Here is an 18,014-nt window from a genome sequence, read left to right on the forward strand (position 1 = left end):
CCAATCGGATGCGGATCGCCAACCCGTCAGATCCTCGATAGCTCAGTCGGTAGAGCGCCGGACTGTTAATCCGTAGGTCCCTGGTTCGAGCCCAGGTCGAGGAGCCAAGACAAGCAAGCAGAAAAGCCAATCCGCAAGGGTTGGCTTTTTTGTTGTCTGGTCGATTGCTGGTCCGGGGGTTCGATGCGTACCCCCATCGTGTGGTCCACATAGAACATCATCCGGTGTGACAAACCCGGGGCGGAATGGGAATCAGCCGCCCTCCTTCACGCCTCATGCCCCCCCGCCATAGCCAGGCTCCCACCGGTTCGCTCTGAGTTCCCCATTCGTCGAAGTGATAGCTATCGCGCTGTCGAGGGGCCTCGAAGGCTTGTGTGTGGTAGAGGGGACAACGGTCATTACACCCCACATTCATGAAAAGGATTGTCTAGCCTCAACGCAGCGCCGCCTTGCACTGGGTCGGATAGCGGTACGCAGTCGGATTGGCGGGATCGTAGCCATCGGTGAGGGTGCACAGGAAGGCGATGATGTCCTGAACTTCCGACGGCTGCAGGCGGGCCAGCTTGCCAGGTAGGGGGCGGAAGGGGGGCGGGTCTTCCACGTTGGCCCGGTAGATAACCGGCAGGTCGTTGTAGGCGATGTCGGCGGTGACGCCGTCCGCCTGCTTGTAGATTGCGCCTGGGTTCAGGTCCCGCGTGGTGTAGAAGGCCAGCACCTGCTGCAGGCTGGCAAACACGCCGTTATGCTCATAGGCACCCTTCAGCGCAGTATTGCGCAGGGTCGGCACCTTGAACTGGCCGCACACCGTACTCACCCCGCGCAGATCGGTGCGGAAGGGACCGCAAGCACCGAGATCGTAATACTTATGGTTCGGGGCACCGAGGCCGTAGCCGTTCTGGGGAACGAAAGCGGGGGCGACGAAGCTGTCCTGGTTGTAGGCGATCTTCCAGTTCCGTGGAACTCCGAGGGCGTGGTAGCTGAAATTGGTGAACAGGGGCGGCACGCCGCTGACGGTGCTGGTGCTGGCGTGGCAAGCGCTGCAGTTGCCCTTCTGGGCGTTGTTGAAGAGGCTCAGTCCGTTGGCCTCCTGGGCTGTCAGCTTGGCTCTCCCCTTGATGTAGGCGTCGAACTTGCTTGAGAACAGCTGGAAGGACGGGTCGCTGCGTTCGAAAGTGGCGATGGCCTGGGCCATCGCGTTCAGGGTCGCATCGGCATTGCTCAGGATCGCCGCACCAAAGGCAGCTTCGAACTGCTGCAGGTAGGGGCGTTTCTGCAGACGGGCCCGCACGTCGGCGCTGCTGGCGTTGGCCATCTCGACCGACGACAGGAAGGGCTGCACGGCCTGGGCGGCGAGATCGGCGGCGCGTCCGTCGAGCATTTGCCCGCCATGGATCCTGCCGTCGCTGCTGATTGCCGGCGGCGGCGTGAACAGGACGTAGGTGGTGGTCGGGGCGTTACGGAAGCCCTGCGTGCTCAAGCTGGCCCCACCTGGCTGAACAGGCTGCGTGTTGGGTGCCAGGCCGGCGTTCTGGGGAGCGTGGCAGGTGGCACAGGACACAGCCCCCGAGGCGGACAGCGCTAGATCGACGAACATCAGCTTGCCTAGGGCGGCCAGCGTCGCCTGGCTGGGGGGTGCCGGTGCAGCCGCTTGGACTGGCAGGCCGAAAGCCAGCGCGCCCAGAGCCGACATCAAGCGGATCAGAGTCCTTGTGCCTTTCATCTGTGCCTTCCTTGAAATTGTCCGTAGTCCGAGATTCCGTTTCGAGTCCGTGCGCCCCGGGTTGACGGAACTACGGCCAGGGGACATGCACACCGTAGTCCAGGATGGCTCCGGGCGTGACATTTGCACGTTCCACGTCGATAAGAGGCAGTCAGCGCAACACGTGCTTGCAAATGAAGCCGGTTGCTTACATTTTCGCTGTCAAACAGGCGACAGGACAAAACGTTAGTGTTCGCAGGCAGGACGATTCGCGCCTGCCCCAGTTGAAAGCCCCTTTCTTGCTGAGGAGATCATCATGACCAAGCCGCATCGGAACCTGCTTTCCGCCCTTGTCGTATCCGCCATGGCTTCCGTTGTCGTTGGCAACGCTTTTGCGGCCGATGGCCAGTGGGCCAGGGAGCATCCCCGTCGCGCCGAAGTGAACGGCCGGCTGGCGAACCAGCATCGCCGCATCAATCAGGAAGTGAAGGAAGGGGAAATCAGCGGCAAGCAGGCCGCGACCCTGCACAAGGAAGACCGGCAGATCCGCCGCGAGGAGCGGCTGATGGCTAGCCAGAACGGAGGCCATATCACCAAGACCGAACAGCGGACCTTGAACCAGCAGGAAAACGCGGTCAGCCGCCAGATCGGCCACTAAGGGGTCGCGACCGTGGCTTCAGGCGTCGGGAAACTGGTCGGCGCGCTAGCGTTGTCGACGACCCTGCTCGCGTCATCGGCACTGCGGGCAGACGACGACATCGGCGAGCGAGCCGCGCTGCATGTCCTCAATCGCCTGAGCCTAGGCCCCGCACCGGGCGATCTTGCCCACGTCATGCAGGTGGGGATAGACCGCTACATCGACGAACAACTGCATCCCGAACGCTTGCCGATACCCGAGCAGCTCAGCCGCGAACTGGCAGGCCTCGATTCTGCCAAGGCATCTCCCCGGGAGCTCATCAACCAGTACCGGGAGGCCCAGCGGGCCGTCCGGTCGGAGGGCGAGGATGCCAAGACCCTGCAGCGGGAGCTGTTGCGCCGCGTGGCCCTGGAGGCCGGCGAGGCCCGCCTGTTGCAGGCGCTGCAAAGCCCTCGGCAGCTACAGGAAGTCATGGTCGATTTCTGGTTCAATCATTTCAACGTCTTCGCTGGCAAGGGGCTCGACCGCGTCCTGGTGGAGTCCTACGAGCGCGAGGCGATCCGGCCCTACGCCCTGGGGCGCTTCCGCGATCTACTGGGTGCCACGGCCCACCATCCGGCCATGCTGTTCTACCTGGACAACTGGCTGTCCGTGTCACCCGACTTCCACCCGCGCGGCGGCGCCGGGCCGGCGGCGAAGGCATCCGGCCTCAACGAGAACTACGCCCGCGAGCTGATGGAGCTGCATACCCTCGGCGTCGATGGGGGATATGGCCAGCATGACGTGACCGAGCTGGCCCGCATGCTCACCGGCTGGACCTTCGATCCCCGTGCCAGGCGGGGCGACGCCCTGTTCGTCTTCGATCCCCGGCGTCACGACAACGGGGACAAAACCTGGCTGGGACGCCCGGTGACGGCGCGCGGCCAGGCTGAGGGCGAATGGGCGCTCGATGTGTTAGCCCGCCAGCCGGCCACCGCCAGGCACATCAGCTACCAGCTTGCCCAGTATTTTGTTGCCGATGTTCCGCCACCCGCCTTGGTGGAGCGCTTGTCCCGGCGCTTCATCGAGACCGACGGCGATATCCGCGCGGTGCTGGCGAGTTTGTTCGCAAGCAAGGAATTCCGCGCCCCCGCCTTCCAGGGAGGCAAGTTCAAGACCCCCTACCAGTACGTGCTGTCGTCCCTGCGCGCGGCGGGTAGTCCGGTACGCAATGTCCGTCCGCTGCTGGGCGCACTCAACCAGCTGGGCATGCCGCTGTACGGTTGCCTGACCCCCGATGGCTACAAGAATACCGAGGAGGCCTGGCTCAGCCCCGATGCGATGAGCCGCCGTATCGACTTTGCCTCGGCCCTGGCGGGCGGCAGGCTGGCCTTGGAGGGGGCGCCCGGTGACAGCGGCGGCGCCATGCCTGCCACAGCCGTGCCGAGCGGTGGTGCCGGCCGCACCCGGGAGATGCGCGACGCGTCCGTTAAAGGATTGCTCCCAGTGGACGCGGCGCTTCTGCTGGCAACGCTGGGCAGCTCCATTTCGGCCAAGACCCGCGCGGTGGTAGAGCAATCGGCACCGGCCCTGCGCGCCGCGCTGGTGCTCGGCAGCCCCGACTTCATGCATCACTGACCCAGGAGACACGCGATGCTGCGCCGGGATTTCCTCAAGATGGCGGCGCTGGGTGGCGCCATGCTACTGCCCTTCGGGCGCTCGGCCATCGCGGCCCGGGGAGTGCCTGGGGACGCCGGCGCAGGCCGGCTGGTGGTGGTATTCCTCCGCGGGGCGGTGGATGGCCTGAGCGTCGTGATGCCCCACGGCGAGCCCGAATACTATCGCGTCCGGTCGACCATCGCCCTGGCCCGGCCGGGCGGCGAGGATGGGGTTCTGGATCTGGATGGACACTTCGGCCTGCACCCGGCCCTCGCGCCCCTGCTGCCATACTGGCAGAGCGGGCGCCTGGCCTTCGTGCATGCATCCGGATCTCCAGATCCCAGCCGCTCCCACTTCGACGCCCAAGACTACATGGAGTCCGGCACGCCGGGGCGCAAGACGACCCCGGACGGCTGGCTCAATCGCCTGCTGGGGGCCTTGCCGCCGGTGGCCAATCCCGCCCCGCTGCGCGCCCTCGGCATGGGTGCGGTGCTGCCGCGTGCCCTGGCGGGGCACCAGCCGGTGGCGAACCTGCCCCTGGGCGACCGGGCCACGCGCCCGACCCTGCTCGACCGGCCCAAAGTTGCCCAGGCCTTCGACCGCCTGTACGACAACGACGACAAGCTATCGCGGGCCTACCGGGAGTCCCAGCGCGCCCACAAGGAAGCCATGGAGGCCCTCGATCCGGCCCGCCTCGAACAGGAGATGAGCGCCGCCGACAACGGTGCCCCGCCCGCCACGGGCTTCCCCGCCGACGCGGCCCGCCTGGCACGCCTGATGCGTCAGGACGAAGGCGTCCAGCTGGCCTTCATGGCCGTCGGCGGATGGGATACCCACGCCAATCAGGGCGCAGCCAAGGGCCAGCTGGCCGGGCGCCTGCAACCCCTGGCGCGAGGCTTGGCTGAATTGGCGCGGGGCCTCGGGCCGCGCCTGGACGAAACCCAGATCGTGGTGATGTCCGAGTTCGGACGCACCGTGCGCCAGAACGGCAATGGCGGGACCGATCATGGGCACGGTAACGTGATGTGGCTGCTCGGCGGCCGCGTCGCGGGGGGCAAGGTCCATGGCCGCTGGCCCGGCCTGGACTCGCCAGCCCTTTACGAAGGACGCGACCTGGCAGTCACCACGGACTTCCGGGACGTGCTGGTCACGCTCTGCGAACGCCATATGCGCCTTGCCGACGCACGCCTGGCGGAGGTGTTCCCGGGCTTTACCGGCCGTGGGCTACCGGGGCTGCTCAGTGCTTGAGCCCTTCCCCAGCTCCCAGGTCTTGACGACGTCGTCGACGGGCGCGGGCCGACCCGCCTGATCGGTAGCCATCGGTCTCACGTCGGGCAATTTCCCCGGCGCTTTTGCGGCATCCTGTGGGTCGATCGAATTTGACCGCCCTGCCATGTTCCCCGCCCCCCGCCTGCGTCCCCTCGACCTCAAGCGCCATCTCTTTGTCCGCGTCAGCCTGTTCGCACTGATCGTGCTGCTGCTGGGTGCGGTGGTGACGCTGCTGGAGGCGCGCTACCGCGTGCATGATGACATCCAGCGTACGGGCGTGGCGATCCGCCAGCTCATTACCGAAGAGATCAATCGCAACTACTCGGCCTATGATGCCACCCTCGCCGAACTCAATCTTGACCTCACTGCCCTCAAGGCGATGGGGCAAGTGCTCGATTTCTGCATCGAGATGAGCGACTTTCACACCCACGCCACCCATCGCCAGTGCTTTGCCGAGGCCATCGACCTGCCGGCGCCGGTGGAGGCATTCATGCGCTGGGTCGTCGGCAGTGATGCGGAGTTCCGCGGCAGCATCGGGCAATACCCGGGCATCACCGGCGGGCAACTGGTGGTCACACCCAACTATGGACGGGAGGTGCTCGAACTGGCGCTGAAACTGGGCAATCTGGTCGCGGTGAGCGTGATGATCCTGTTTCTCAGCTTCTTCGTGTATCGGCCGGTTCGCAACGCGCTGGCCCCCTCGGAGGCAATCCTCGGCACGCTCAGCCGGATGGAGGGAGGCGACCTCGAGGCCCGCATGCCCAGCTTCGCGCTCATCGAGCTCAACCGCATCGCCGAAGGCTTCAACCACTTGGCCGACCGCCTGGCCCGCACCATCCACAGCCAGCAGCGCCTCGCCCACCGGCTGCTGTCGGCGCGCGAGGAAGAGCGCCAACACTTGGCCAGGGAGCTGCATGACGAGTTTGGCCAGTACCTGGCGTCCCTCAATGCCGAGGCGGCCTTCGCACGGGAACTCGCCGACGAAGGTGTGCCAACCCTGCGCCCGTGTGTGGACTCCATCGTCAAGACCGTCGCCCACATGATGGAAACCCTCCAGCAAATTCTCCACCGCCTGCGCCCCATCGGGCTCGAGGAGTTCGGGCTGGTGCCCAGCCTCCAGCAGCTCATCGCCGGCTGGAACCAGCGCAGCCGGGGAACGCACTTCACCCTCACCACCGGCGGCGGGCTCGAGGACCTTCCGGACAACATCAACGTGAGCCTCTACAGGATCATCCAGGAAAGCCTCACCAACGCCGTCCGCCACGGCCTGCCCGATCGGGTGGACGTGACCCTGCGAAGGAAGCCGGCCGGGCTGATCCTCGAGATCCGTGACGACGGCCAGGGAGTCCGCAGCGGGGAGGACGCCGGCCAAGCCGGCAAGCCCGGCGGCTTCGGCCGGCTGGGCATGGAGGAGCGGGTGCTCGCGCTGGGCGGCACCCTGCGCATCGCCCCGGCACCGGACCGGGGTACGCTGGTGAGCGTGCATCTGCCCCTCACGAGCACCGAAGAGACCACCAACAAGGAGCCCCTGTGATCCGAATTCTGCTCGTCGATGACCACGCGGTGGTCCGCGAAGGCTACCGCCGCCTTCTGGAGCGCCGTGCCGACCTGCGCGTGGAGGCCGAAGCCGGCTCCGCCGAGGAAGCGCTGCAGATCCTCCGTGAAGGCCAGCCTGATCTCACCATTCTAGATCTGTCCCTGCCCGGCATGGGCGGCATCGAGCTGACCCGACGCATTCTCCAGCGCCAGCCGGAAGCCTGCATCCTGGTCTTCAGCATGCACCGGGACCCGCTCTTCGCGGCCCAGGCGGTCCGCGCCGGGGCGCTGGGCTACGTGACCAAGAGCAGCAGCCCGGACGTGCTGATCCAGGCGGTGTACAAGGTAGCCCGGCGCGAAAAAGTGCTGAGCCCGGACATCGCCCCGGAGATGGCGCTCACCCTGCTGGAAGGGGTCAGCAATCCGGCCGAGGAATTGTCCCCCAGGGAATTCGAGATCCTGCGCCTGCTCCTCGACGGGCTCGACGTCGAAGAGATCGGCAACATCCTCAACATCAGCCCTAAGACAGTGCAGAACGTGCACTATCAGATCAAGACCAAACTGGGCGTGCGTACGGACCTCGAGCTCGCCCGGCTGGCCATGAAACTCAAGCTGATCGGCTGAGGGCCGGGGCCAAACCTCACCTTTTCAGGGTGTAGACCTGGAAGGTGTCGCCGGCCTTGTAGCCGAAGATCTGGTTGCCGCCCGCCGCCACGCCCACGTACTGCACGCCGTCGATCTGCCAGGTAATGGGCGGCGCATTGACGCCCGCATCCAGCTGGTCGCTCCACAGGGCCTTCCCGTTGGCGGCGTCGTAGGCGTTGAAGCGGCCGTTGCCCTCGCCCATGAAAACGAGGTTTCCCGCCGTGGCCAGCACCCCACCGACCAAGGGCTGGGCCGTCTTGTGCTGCCATTTCATCTTGCCGGTGGCGAGGTCGATGGCCGACAGTACGCCCCAGCGGGGCGCGTCCATCAGCGGCTCAAGCGTCGTGTACTCCACCGCGGGCTTGGCCGCGGTGGCGGGGATCACACGCTTGGTGTACTTCACCGGCCAGTGGATCGCCGGCACGTAGGCCACCAGTTGCCTGGCATCCACCGAGGTGGGCGACCAGTTGATGCCACCCAGCACGCCGGGCAGGATCACCTGACCTTCAGGCGTGGGGTTGGTGAAGGTGTTCTGGTGGACGACGAATTCGTCCGACTTCTTCAGCAGCTCGCCCGTGAGGCGGTTATGGATGTAGTACCAGCCGATCTTGGCGGCCTGGCCCACGGCCGGAACCCGCTTGCCGTTGTGGGGATAGTCGAACAGCACCGCCGGGCTCGCCACGTCGTAGCCCCACTGATCGTGAGGCACTTGCTGGTAATGCCAGCGGATCTTGCCCGTCTCCACGTCCAGGCACACCAGCGACACGGTGTACAGGTTATCGCCGGGCCGCGAGGTGCCGTCCATCTGCGGCGACGGATTGCCGGTGCCGAAATAGAGCAGCCCGTTCTCGGAATCGATGGCTGGCGTGGACCACGCCGAACCGCCACCATAGCGCGCCGCGTCGGGATATTTGGGCAGGTCGGCACGTTCCTTCTCGATGTCCCTATGGAGCGCCACACCGTCCGGCGTGGTACGGCGGAACTCACCCTCCCAGTTGCTCGGGGCAATCGTGTCGAACTGCCACACCCGCTTGCCGGTGTTTGCGTCGAAAGCCGCCAGAAAACCCGGTCGGCCGTAGTTGCCGGCAAACCCCACCACCGCCCCCAGCGGCGCCCCGTCCCGGTCGGAATCCAGGTGCAAGCCGTAACCCACGCCGGTCACCCCGATCAGCACCTTGCCCTTGTATACCACTGGGGCCATCGCAATACCCACGCCCGACTGCCCGGCGATGTTGGCCTTGCGCAGCGGGTCTGCCTCCGTGAGGGTGGAGACGGACTCCTGCCGGGCGCTGTCGGCGTCGGCCACCTCCACGTCCCACAGCACCTTGCCGGACTTGGCATCCAGCGCCACCAGCCGTGCATCCACGGTGCCGATGAAGACCTTGCCGTCCGCCACCGCCACGCCCCGGTTGGCCGGCCCGCAGCACAGCGGGTAATCCTTTTTGCGCGGGTGCTCGTAGCGCCACAGTTGGCGGCCTGTCACCGCGTCCAGCGCGACCACCCCGTTGAAGGGCAGCGACAGATAGACGGTGCGATCCACCATGATCGGAGTTGACTGGAAGGTGGCCTTCACGCCGCTGTGGTAAGCCCACGCCCGGGTGAGCTTACCCACGTTGCCGGTGTCGATCTGGTTCGGCGTGGCGTAGCGCTGGTTGCTGAAGTCGAGGCCGTAGGTGGGCCAGTCGATATCGGCAGCAAAGGCCGGTGCGAGTGCTAGGGCGCAGAGGGCTGGGAGCAATCGGATGTGGATACGCATTTGTCGGTCCGGGTCTCGAAGGGCGTACTCAGTTGGTGCGCGGTGTCACGCCGTGGCGCTTGAAGATGGCCGCCACGGTGCCATCCTTCTGCAGCTCGCTCAGGGCTCCACTGAGCGCCGTGGCAAGCTCGTCAGAGTCGGCCTTCACCGCCATCCCAACGGCCCAGCGCTTGGGATTCAGTTCTCCCAGCTTGGCCTCCTCGACAGCAAAGCGGGTCTCGCCGACAAGAGCCCCCTCCAGCTCGGCCAACGGCGCCATCACTGCCGCCACGCTGTCTTCCTGCAGCGCTTTGACGGCCTCGCCGATGGAACGGAAATGGGTGATGTTGGAACGCAGCCGCCCCTGCAGCACGCCGCCCAGGAAGGAGTCGGCCAGCGTATCGCCCTCGACGCCGATCTTCTCGCGGGTAAACACTTCCAGCGCCACCGCCGCGGAGCCGCTGGGGGCCGGGATGCGGCTGGCCACCCGCGCCATACCCATCACCTCCTGCTGGTAGGCGCCAAAGATGCGGGCCTGCTCGTTGTCCTTGGCGAACTCCGGGTCCACCGGTACGCGCAGCATCACGTCCGCCGGCTCGCCCCGCAGATAATGGCCTTTCCAGACCATGTTGCGCAGATCGTCCCCCATATCCTCGCCAGCCTTGAAACCGATGATATCGGCCTGCAGCCCCAGCTTGGCCGCCAGGGCCTGGCCCAGCTCCACGTCAATTCCCTTGCCCGCATCGGAATAGGGCGGGAAGTTGTTGTACACGGCCACCTTCAGGCGGCCCCGCTTGTGGATCGCGTCCATTTGTTCGTCGGCGTGCGCCGGCAGATGACAGGTGAGCAGGACGGCGGCCAGTCCCAGCAAAAGCTGACGGCGAGGGGAATGTTTCATCGGTAGTCTCCAGAAAGGCGAACGGGTTGGGAGTTGTTTTTGTCGTTCGCCCGGATTCTAGGCGCCGCCTCCAGCGGCGGGAGCACACGAGCACGGGGTCGGGCAATTTTGTCGGGCACGTCGGGCAAATTGCCCGAGAGATCCAGGAGCACCCCGCAACGCCCCCCGGATCCGTCCTCCAGCTTGCACCCGTCCAGCGGCTAGACGTGGAGACAGACGCAAGCCCGGAACTGCGCGACCACGCCGACCTTCAAGCAAGGCCGGCAGCGAGTCTGCCGCCGAAGTCGGCCTGCGGCCCATCGCCGTCGATGATTAACTGCGCTACCCTTCGCAAGACCAAGAACCTATCCTCGACGCGAGGGTACGGATTGAATCTCCACAACTTCCGCGGAAAGCTCCGGCTCTTCCACTCAACCCACCCGCCGGGTTCTTTCAGATAACCCGCTCAGCTTGAAGCGGGCGACGACCTCCATCAATCCCTGGGCCTGAACTTCGAGACTTTCCGCGGCAGCGGCGGCCTGTTCCACCAATGCGGCATTCTGCTGGGTCACGTCATCCATCCGGGTGATGGCGTGGGTCACCTGCTCGATTCCCTGGCTTTGCTCACGGCTCGCCTCACTGATCCCGGCCAGCAGTTCGGCCACCTGCCCGAAGGCCGTCACGACCTCCTGCATCGCGGTCCCAGCTTCATCCACCTGCGTCGCACCGCCGGCAACCTTGTCGACGGACACAGCGATCAGTTCCTTGATCTCCCGCGCCGCCACCGCGCTACGTTGCGCCAGCGCGCGGACCTCGTTCGCCACTACAGCAAATCCGCGCCCTTGCTCTCCAGCCCGGGCCGCCTCAACGGCGGCGTTCAGCGCTAGGATGTTGGTCTGAAAGGCGATACCGTCGATCACGCCGATGATGTCCGCAATCTTGCTCGAACTCTCGCGGATGTCCGCCATGGTTGCCACGACGCGCTGCACGGCGACTCCGCCGTGCACCACCGCATCGTTGGACTGGCTCGCCAACAGGTTCGCACGCTGGGCGTTGTCGGCATTCTGCCTGACCGTGGCATTCAACTCCTCCATCGAACTGGCGGTTTCCTCAAGGCTGCTGGCCTGTTCTTCCGTCCTTCGGGACAGATCTGCATTACCAGCGGCAATCTCCTTGGTCGCGGTGTTGATCGCGACCGCAGCCCCCTGCAAGCCACCGATCACCTCCCGCAGACGCGCCACTGTCGTGTTGGCATCGTCTCGCAAGCGGCCAAAGGCGCCTTGGTATTCACCCTCGATCCGCTGGGTGAGATCGCCACGCGCCAGCGCCTCGAGAATCCGCGACACCTCGCCCAGCCCGACATCACTTACTTCCATCAGGCGGTTGAGCCCCTCGATCATCCGCCGGAATTCGTGATGGAAGGCCGCGGTATCGCCGCGGGCCTGGAAGTCGCCATTTGCAGCCGCATCCACCAGCGCCTGAATCTGCGCATTCACGCTGTGCAGCGAATCCTTCACCCCATCCATGGCTTCGGTAATGCGGGCCTGATGACCGGGCAGACGATCCATGTCCATCGACAGATCACCCACAGCGTAGCGTTTGACGACCTCGACCACCTGCCTGCTGACCGCGATGTGGGTCTGCACCAAGCCGTTGATCGAGCGGGCCATCGTCCCATAGACCCCTGGAAAACACCCGGCATCGATCCGATGTTCGACCATCCCCGCTTCATGTTGCCGGGCGTTCTCCGCCTGCGCCTCGGCAAACCCCCTGAACATCTCGACCATGCGCTGCATGGACTGCAGCAGTTGCCCGGTCTCATCCCGGCCTGCCACCTCGATCCTCTCGGGCAGATTACCGGCCGCCACCGCTTGGCTGATCGCCACGGCCTGGGCCAGGGGCCGACTTACACTGCGACTGATCCGCCAGGCGGCGAACGCACCGATCAAGACCATCAGGGCAGTGGCAACGCCGAGCCCCCTCTGCGTATCTGTCACTTCTGCATCGAAAGCCTGCTGCGCCTGCCGGGTTTCCGCCGACTGCAACTCCAGAAGTTTCGCAAAAGCCTCCCCGATGGGCTTATCGGCGCCGGCAATCGCCTTGTCCACGTCTGCCACCGTCGCACCACTCGCCCGCATATCAACGACCTGCACGATTACCGCCCGATATTTCTGGCTGCCCGCGACAATCTCCTCCAGGGCGCGCTGGGCCTCGCCGCTTACCGGCCCCAGAGTTCGATAATCGCCGACGACGCGGTCGATCGCCGCCATGCTGCCGGCGAATTTCTGCGGATAGTCCCCGCCCCGAAGTACCGTGTTCTTGAAATAATGAATGCCGTTCCCGAGCGCTACCTGCCCCTGGTAAGCAAGCCGCTCCCGCGCCACCATCCGTCCTTCAAATTCACCAAAACGGGTACGCAGTTCCACGAGGTGGTAAAAGACCGCTATCGCAACGAACAGGCCGAGCGCCAGCACGAATCCGAATCCAAGGGCCAGGCGCCTGCCGATCGTCAAGTTGTTCATGGTTCATTTTCCTCTGCTGACAGATGCGTCGGACGCCGCTCAAAACGACGCCCACTTCGGCCTTAACGGCAAGCAAGCGCTTTTTTTGATGGTGCTCCGTGGAGAACACACGTCGACCAGCTTGTCCTTCCCCGCACCGCCCCCCATAATTTTTGCAGGAAGGCGCTTGGCGTCTTGCCCCAGAACAAGGCCACAGGCCACTGGGCGTCGTATAACGGCGCCTGCCCGTATCCGTCCCGCACAGAGATGAACCAGAGAGTCATTCCCCTCGCCGACGAGCGCCTGCTCGGGCAACTGCCCAAGATCCCGCGGGAACTCAACGCACCGACCGGCCACCTGCTCGACAGCCGGGGCCGCCCGGTGCGGGATCTGCGCATCTCTGTCACCGACCGCTGCAACTTCCGCTGCGTGTACTGCATGCCCAAGGCAGTGTTCGACAAGGACTACGCCTTCCTGCCGCGGGAGTCCCTGCTGTCCTTCGAGGAGATCACCCGCCTGGCCCGCCTGTTCGCCGCCCACGGCGTCAGCAAGATCCGCCTGACCGGCGGCGAGCCGCTGCTGCGCCGCAATCTGGAGCAGCTCATTGCCCAGCTGGCCGCCATTCCGGGCCTCGAGGTCACGCTGACCACCAATGGCGTGCTGCTGCCCAAAAAGGCTGCGGCCCTCAAGGCGGCCGGCCTGAAGCGTGTCACCGTCAGCCTGGACTCCCTCGACGATACGGTCTTCCGCGCGATGAACGACATGGACGTGCCGGTCGCCGACGTGCTGAAGGGCATCGATGCCGCCACGGCCGCCGGGCTCGGGCCGATCAAGATCAACATGGTCGTCAAGCGCGGCCTCAACGACCACGAGATCCTGCCGCTGGCGCGCCATTTCCGCGGCAGCGGCCACATCCTGCGTTTCATCGAGTTCATGGACGTGGGCAGTTCCAACGGCTGGCGCATGGACGACGTCGTGCCGTCGGCCGAAGTCGTCCGCCGCATCCACGCCGAATTCCCGCTGGAGCCCGTCGATCCCAACTACACCGGCGAGGTGGCCGAACGCTGGCGCTACAAAGACGGCGGCGGCGAGATCGGCGTGATCTCCTCGGTCACCCAGGCCTTCTGCTCCACCTGCACGCGGGCCCGCCTGTCCACCGAGGGGCGCCTGTACACCTGCCTGTTCGCCCAGAGCGGCCACGACCTGCGCGCACTGCTGCGCAACGGCCGCAGCGACGCCGAGCTGTCGGCCGCCATCGGCCACATCTGGCAGGGCCGCGGCGACCGCTACTCGGAGATCCGCACCGCCGAGACGGCCGCCCTGCGCAAGATCGAGATGTCCTACATCGGGGGCTGACATGACGCTGCCCAGCAGAGACGACATCACCGGCCTGCTCCTCGCCGGCGGACTGGGGCGCCGCATGGGTGGTATCGACAAAGGGCTGGCCCTGCTCGACGGACAGCCGCTGGCCGCCCACGTGCTGGCCCGCCTCGCACCGCAGGTCGGCAGCATGCTCATCAACGCCAACCGCAACGGCGACGCGTACACCCGCCTGGGCGCCACCGTCATCCCCGACCTGCAGGGCAATTTCGCCGGCCCCCTGGCCGGGCTGGAAGCTGGGCTCGTAGCCTGCCGGACGCCTTACCTGGCCTGCGCCCCGTGCGACTCGCCCTTCCTGCCCGCCGACTTGGTGCCACGCCTGGCCGACGCGCTAGCTGCCGGACGGGCCAGCGTGGCGGTCGCCAGCACCGGTGAACAACTGCATCCAGTCTTCGCGCTGATGCGCCGCGACGTGCTGGCCGACCTGCAGGCCTTCCTGCACGCCGGCGGGCGCCGCATGGAAAGCTGGCTGCAAGGCCTGTGCTGGGTGGCCTGCAGCTTCGACGACAAAGCCGAGGCCTTCACCAACATCAACACGACGGACGAACTCCGCGCCCACCATTCTGGAGATATCCCGCAGTGACGTCCCTGAACCAGCAATTCACCTGTCACGATGCCTATGACCCGAATGCCTTGCCGGTCGCCGTTGGCCGCCAGCTGATCCTCGACGCGGTAGCGCCGATCGAAGGCGTCGAACACCTGCCGCTGCGCGAGGCCCTCGGCCGCGTGCTGGCCGAAGCGGTCATCTCGCCGATCGACGTCCCTGCCCACGACAACTCGGCGATGGACGGTTACGGGCTGCGCGGCACGGACCTGCGCAGCACCGGTGAAACAACGCTGCAGGTCGTCGGCAGCGCCTACGCCGGCCGCCCCTTCCCGCGGGCCGTGGGCCCCGGCGAGGCGGTGCGCATCATGACCGGCGCCCCGCTGCCCGACGGCGTGGACACCGTGGTGATGCAGGAAATCGTCAGCTGCCTCGACGACCAGCTCACGATCCCGGCTGGCCAACGTGCAGGCCAGAACGTACGCAAGGCCGGCGAGGACCTGCGCGCCGGCGTCCCCGCGCTGGCCGCGGGCAAGCTGCTGCGCCCCGCCGAGCTGGGCCTGATCGCCTCCCTCGGCATCAGCGAAGTCAGCGTCCGGCGGCGCCTGCGGGTCGCCATCTTCTCCACCGGCGACGAGGTCGTGCCGCTCGGCACCATCGCCCGCGAGGGCGAGATTTTCGACAGCAACCGCTACACGCTGTTCGGCATGCTCACCCGCCTCGGCGTCGAGGTCATCGACCTCGGCGTGGTACGCGATGATCCGCTGGCGCTGGAAGGCAGCTTCCGCGAGGCCGCCTCGATTGCCGACGTGGTCATCACCAGCGGCGGCGTATCGGTCGGCGAGGCGGACTTCACCCGCGGCATGATGGACAAGCTCGGCGAGGTGCTGTTCTGGAAGATCGCCATGAAGCCCGGCCGGCCGATGGCTTTCGGGCGCATCGGCACGGGGGGCGATGCCGCCTGGCTGTTCGGCCTGCCGGGCAACCCCGTCGCCGTGATGGTCACCTTCTACCAGTTCGCGCGCCCGGCCCTGCTGCGCCTGGCCGGCGTCGCCACCCCGGGCCTGCCGCCCGAACTGCGCGCCCTGTGCACCGTGTCGATCCGCAAGGGCCGCGGCCGCACCGAGTTCCTGCGCGGCGTGCTTTACGCTGAAGACGGCGAATGGAAGGTGCGGACCACCGGCGCGCAGGGCTCGGGCATCCTGCGCTCGATGACAGAGGCCAATTGCTTCATCGTGCTGGGCCCCGAGCAGGGCGACGTGGCGGCCGGTGACGACGTGACTGTACAAATTCTGGACGGATTAGTCTGAGACCGTGATGCAGCTGACGGGAAATTACAGAGGGGTTGCATTGGGCACTATTTTCTAGTGCAGAATTTCACCTTTGCAGTTTCCAGGCTGCTTCCGAACAACTGCCAAGAGCGGACCATGAACACCAACGTTCCCGAAGGCACCAAGCAGATCGTCGACGGACGTGAACGGGTCTTCTACTCCGGTTACTGGGTCAAGACCTACCAGGTACCCGAGGACACCCTCCAGGCCAAGCGCAAGCTGATCGGCGCCCTCACGCGCCGCCTATTCAATCACGTCGAGCACGGGCTCAATATTCCGGGCAGCCGTCTGACCGAGGCCCGCAAGAGCTACGAGGACGAGGCCAACGAGGACCGGCGCCGGGTCAAGGGCGCCATGCTGGCCGGCGCCCTGTTCAACCGGGCCGCAGACATCTTCACCAAACTGGTGGAACTTCAGAGCGTCGGTATCGAAATCCAGTCGGACAACGCCCTGATGCGCGAATGCGGGCGCTGCCTGCAGGAAGCCCTCGGCCTCGGCCGGCTGGTGCTGCACCGTTCCGGCGAGGAAGGCATCGACGAGCTGTGGGGCGAGCCCTTCAAGGCCTTCTCGATCCCGCTGGAAGACTTCTACGAAAGCCGTTACGTCAAGATCGGCATGACCCTGCGCGACGTAGACCGGATTGCCGACGCGATGGTCGAGACCTTTGAGCCGCTCCCCTGTTTCACGGGCATTGAGCCCCATGTCCGCGCCTTCGCCCGGGCCGCACAGGTCAAGACCGAAACCCTGCGCACCGACCCGGACATCTTCGACATCTGGACGAGCTTCGTGACCGCCGCCGAGCGCCTGTGCAGCCACTTCAACGAAGCGGCCATGCCAGCCAACACGGAAGATCAACACGTGGTGGCCGATGGCCGCCTGCTGATCCAGCAAGGGCGCGATCTGGTCAGCTACATTACCCGTGCGCGAACGCCGATGCCCAAGAGCACCACCGACTACATCGAGCGCTGCAAGGCCTACGCCGAACGCTGTGCTCGCCTGGCGGGCTGAACGCAAGCGCATTCCCCACCGCCTTCCATCCCCCGAAGAGGATACGGCCATGACCGACAAGAACAACGACACTTCCCGTTCCTCCGGCAAGGGCGCCCGGCGTGTTGCCAGCGGCGACATCGCCCCGCGCAGCACCCCTGCCGGCATCCAACGCTTCGTCGTCGACGAAGCCATCGAAGCCGCTCAGGACGCCAAGGCCAGCGCGGTGAGCGACATCGTCGCCACCCTGGCCCGGCACGACGCCCACAGCATCGCCGAAACCCTGCAGGCCATCATGGCCGGCGCGTCGCCCGACGATGCGGCGATCCTGCGCAACGCGCTCCTGACCGAAGACGAAGCGGTCTACAAAAAGCTACCCTCCCACCCGGACGAAGAACTCGCCGACGGCTGGCGCGAAGGCAGCTACCCCTACAAGAACCTGATGTCGCGCAAGGCCTACGAGAAGCAGAAGTACCACCTGCAGGTGGAACTGCTCAAGCTGCAGGCCTGGGTCAAGGAGACGGGACAGCGCGTGGTGATCCTCTTCGAGGGCCGCGACGCGGCCGGCAAGGGCGGCACCATCAAGCGCTTCATGGAACACCTCAACCCGCGGGGTGCCCGCGTCGTGGCGCTGGAAAAACCCAGCGAGACCGAGCGCGGCCAGTGGTATTTCCAGCGCTACGTACAACACCTGCCCACCGCCGGCGAGATCGCCCTGTTCGACCGCTCCTGGTACAACCGGGCGGGCGTCGAGCGCGTGATGGGCTTCTGCAGCCATGACGAATACCTCGAGTTCATGCGCCAGACGCCGGAATTCGAACGCCATCTGGTGCGCAGCGGCGTGCACCTCATCAAGTTCTGGTTCTCGGTGAGCCAGAAGGAGCAACGCCGCCGCTTCAAGGAACGCGAGAACCATCCGCTCAAGCAGTGGAAACTGAGCCCGATCGACATGGCCTCCCTCGACAAGTGGGATGACTACACCAAGGCCAAGGAGGCCATGTTCTTCCACACCGACACCGCGGACGCGCCGTGGACGGTGATCAAGTCGGACTGCAAGAAGCGCGCGCGCCTCAACGCCATGCGCTATGTGCTCCACAAGCTGCCCTACACCAACAAAGACCTGGATCAGATCGGCTCGCTGGACCCGCTGCTGGTCGGCCGCGCACACGTGGTGTACGAACGCGGCGAGCACGCCAGTCCGCTGCTGTAACGGGTTTCCCCACCCTGTCCCCTGC

Annotated in this window: 14 protein-coding genes and 1 tRNA gene; 11 read left to right on the top strand and 4 right to left on the bottom strand. The window is 65.8% G+C overall.

Translation table 11 applies throughout. The features are described 5' to 3' along the window. Positions 1-31: 31 nt before the first annotated feature. A tRNA-Asn gene (locus tag AC1PQG_RS17825) sits at positions 32-107 on the top strand. A gap of 326 nt (positions 108-433) precedes the next feature. Here the strand turns inward: AC1PQG_RS17825 and AC1PQG_RS17830 are convergent. Continuing rightward, positions 434-1,720: a cytochrome-c peroxidase gene (locus AC1PQG_RS17830; protein ID WP_481119149.1), complete on the bottom strand. Its 1,287-nt coding sequence runs from the start codon at positions 1,718-1,720 to the stop codon at positions 434-436. A gap of 295 nt (positions 1,721-2,015) precedes the next feature. On the opposite strand from AC1PQG_RS17830, the gene AC1PQG_RS17835 reads away from it, so the two are divergent. The 5 genes from AC1PQG_RS17835 (at position 2,016) to AC1PQG_RS17855 (ending at position 7,403) form a co-directional block, all read left to right on the top strand. Continuing rightward, positions 2,016-2,357, top strand: coding sequence for a hypothetical protein (locus tag AC1PQG_RS17835; RefSeq protein WP_481119150.1), 342 nt, complete (start codon positions 2,016-2,018; stop codon positions 2,355-2,357). A gap of 12 nt (positions 2,358-2,369) precedes the next feature. After that, positions 2,370-3,953, top strand: a complete 1,584-nt coding sequence (locus tag AC1PQG_RS17840) for a DUF1800 domain-containing protein (protein WP_481119151.1) — start codon at positions 2,370-2,372, stop codon at positions 3,951-3,953. Between the two features lie 15 nt (positions 3,954-3,968). Continuing rightward, on the top strand, positions 3,969-5,222 hold the full coding sequence (locus AC1PQG_RS17845) for a DUF1501 domain-containing protein (RefSeq protein ID WP_481119152.1): 1,254 nt from the start codon (positions 3,969-3,971) through the stop codon (positions 5,220-5,222). A 145-nt stretch (positions 5,223-5,367) separates the two neighbouring features. Next, entirely contained in the window at positions 5,368-6,777 is a 1,410-nt protein-coding gene (locus AC1PQG_RS17850; RefSeq protein ID WP_481119153.1) for a sensor histidine kinase, read from the top strand. Next, on the top strand, positions 6,774-7,403 hold the full coding sequence (locus AC1PQG_RS17855) for a response regulator (RefSeq protein WP_481119154.1): 630 nt from the start codon (positions 6,774-6,776) through the stop codon (positions 7,401-7,403). Before AC1PQG_RS17850 ends, AC1PQG_RS17855 begins: the two co-directional genes overlap by 4 nt. A 16-nt stretch (positions 7,404-7,419) precedes the next feature. Here the strand turns inward: AC1PQG_RS17855 and AC1PQG_RS17860 are convergent, their stop codons facing one another. The 3 genes from AC1PQG_RS17860 to AC1PQG_RS17870 form a co-directional block, all read right to left on the bottom strand. After that, positions 7,420-9,180, bottom strand: coding sequence for an outer membrane protein assembly factor BamB family protein (locus AC1PQG_RS17860; protein WP_481119155.1), 1,761 nt, complete (start codon positions 9,178-9,180; stop codon positions 7,420-7,422). Positions 9,181-9,208: 28 nt separating this feature from the next. Continuing rightward, positions 9,209-10,057, bottom strand: a complete 849-nt coding sequence (locus tag AC1PQG_RS17865) for a substrate-binding periplasmic protein (RefSeq protein ID WP_481119156.1) — start codon at positions 10,055-10,057, stop codon at positions 9,209-9,211. A 410-nt stretch (positions 10,058-10,467) separates the two neighbouring features. After that, positions 10,468-12,558 (bottom strand): methyl-accepting chemotaxis protein, encoded by a 2,091-nt coding sequence (locus AC1PQG_RS17870; protein WP_481119157.1) that lies wholly within the window; start codon positions 12,556-12,558, stop codon positions 10,468-10,470. Between the two features lie 246 nt (positions 12,559-12,804). Here AC1PQG_RS17870 and moaA point away from each other — a divergent pair, with 246 nt between their 5' ends. The 5 genes from moaA to ppk2 all read left to right on the top strand — a co-directional run bounded on the left by moaA (position 12,805) and on the right by ppk2 (position 17,989). Further along, the gene (gene moaA / locus AC1PQG_RS17875; RefSeq protein ID WP_481119158.1) at positions 12,805-13,893 is read left to right on the top strand and encodes a GTP 3',8-cyclase MoaA; all 1,089 of its coding nucleotides are present in this window, start codon (positions 12,805-12,807) and stop codon (positions 13,891-13,893) included. A gap of 1 nt (position 13,894) precedes the next feature. Then, the gene (mobA, locus tag AC1PQG_RS17880; protein ID WP_481119159.1) at positions 13,895-14,500 is read left to right on the top strand and encodes a molybdenum cofactor guanylyltransferase MobA; all 606 of its coding nucleotides are present in this window, start codon (positions 13,895-13,897) and stop codon (positions 14,498-14,500) included. Further along, on the top strand, positions 14,497-15,771 hold the full coding sequence (gene moeA, locus AC1PQG_RS17885; protein WP_481119160.1) for a molybdopterin molybdotransferase MoeA: 1,275 nt from the start codon (positions 14,497-14,499) through the stop codon (positions 15,769-15,771). The genes mobA and moeA overlap by 4 nt, the downstream gene beginning before the upstream one ends. A 117-nt stretch (positions 15,772-15,888) precedes the next feature. Further along, a complete protein-coding gene (locus AC1PQG_RS17890; RefSeq protein WP_481119161.1) occupies positions 15,889-16,800 on the top strand; it encodes a hypothetical protein in 912 nt (303 codons plus the stop codon). Between the two features lie 49 nt (positions 16,801-16,849). Further along, positions 16,850-17,989, top strand: a complete 1,140-nt coding sequence (gene ppk2 / locus AC1PQG_RS17895; RefSeq protein WP_481119162.1) for a polyphosphate kinase 2 — start codon at positions 16,850-16,852, stop codon at positions 17,987-17,989. The last annotated feature ends 25 nt before the right edge of the window (positions 17,990-18,014 follow it).

It is taken from the genome of Zoogloea sp. GDB6 (assembly GCF_056724105.1).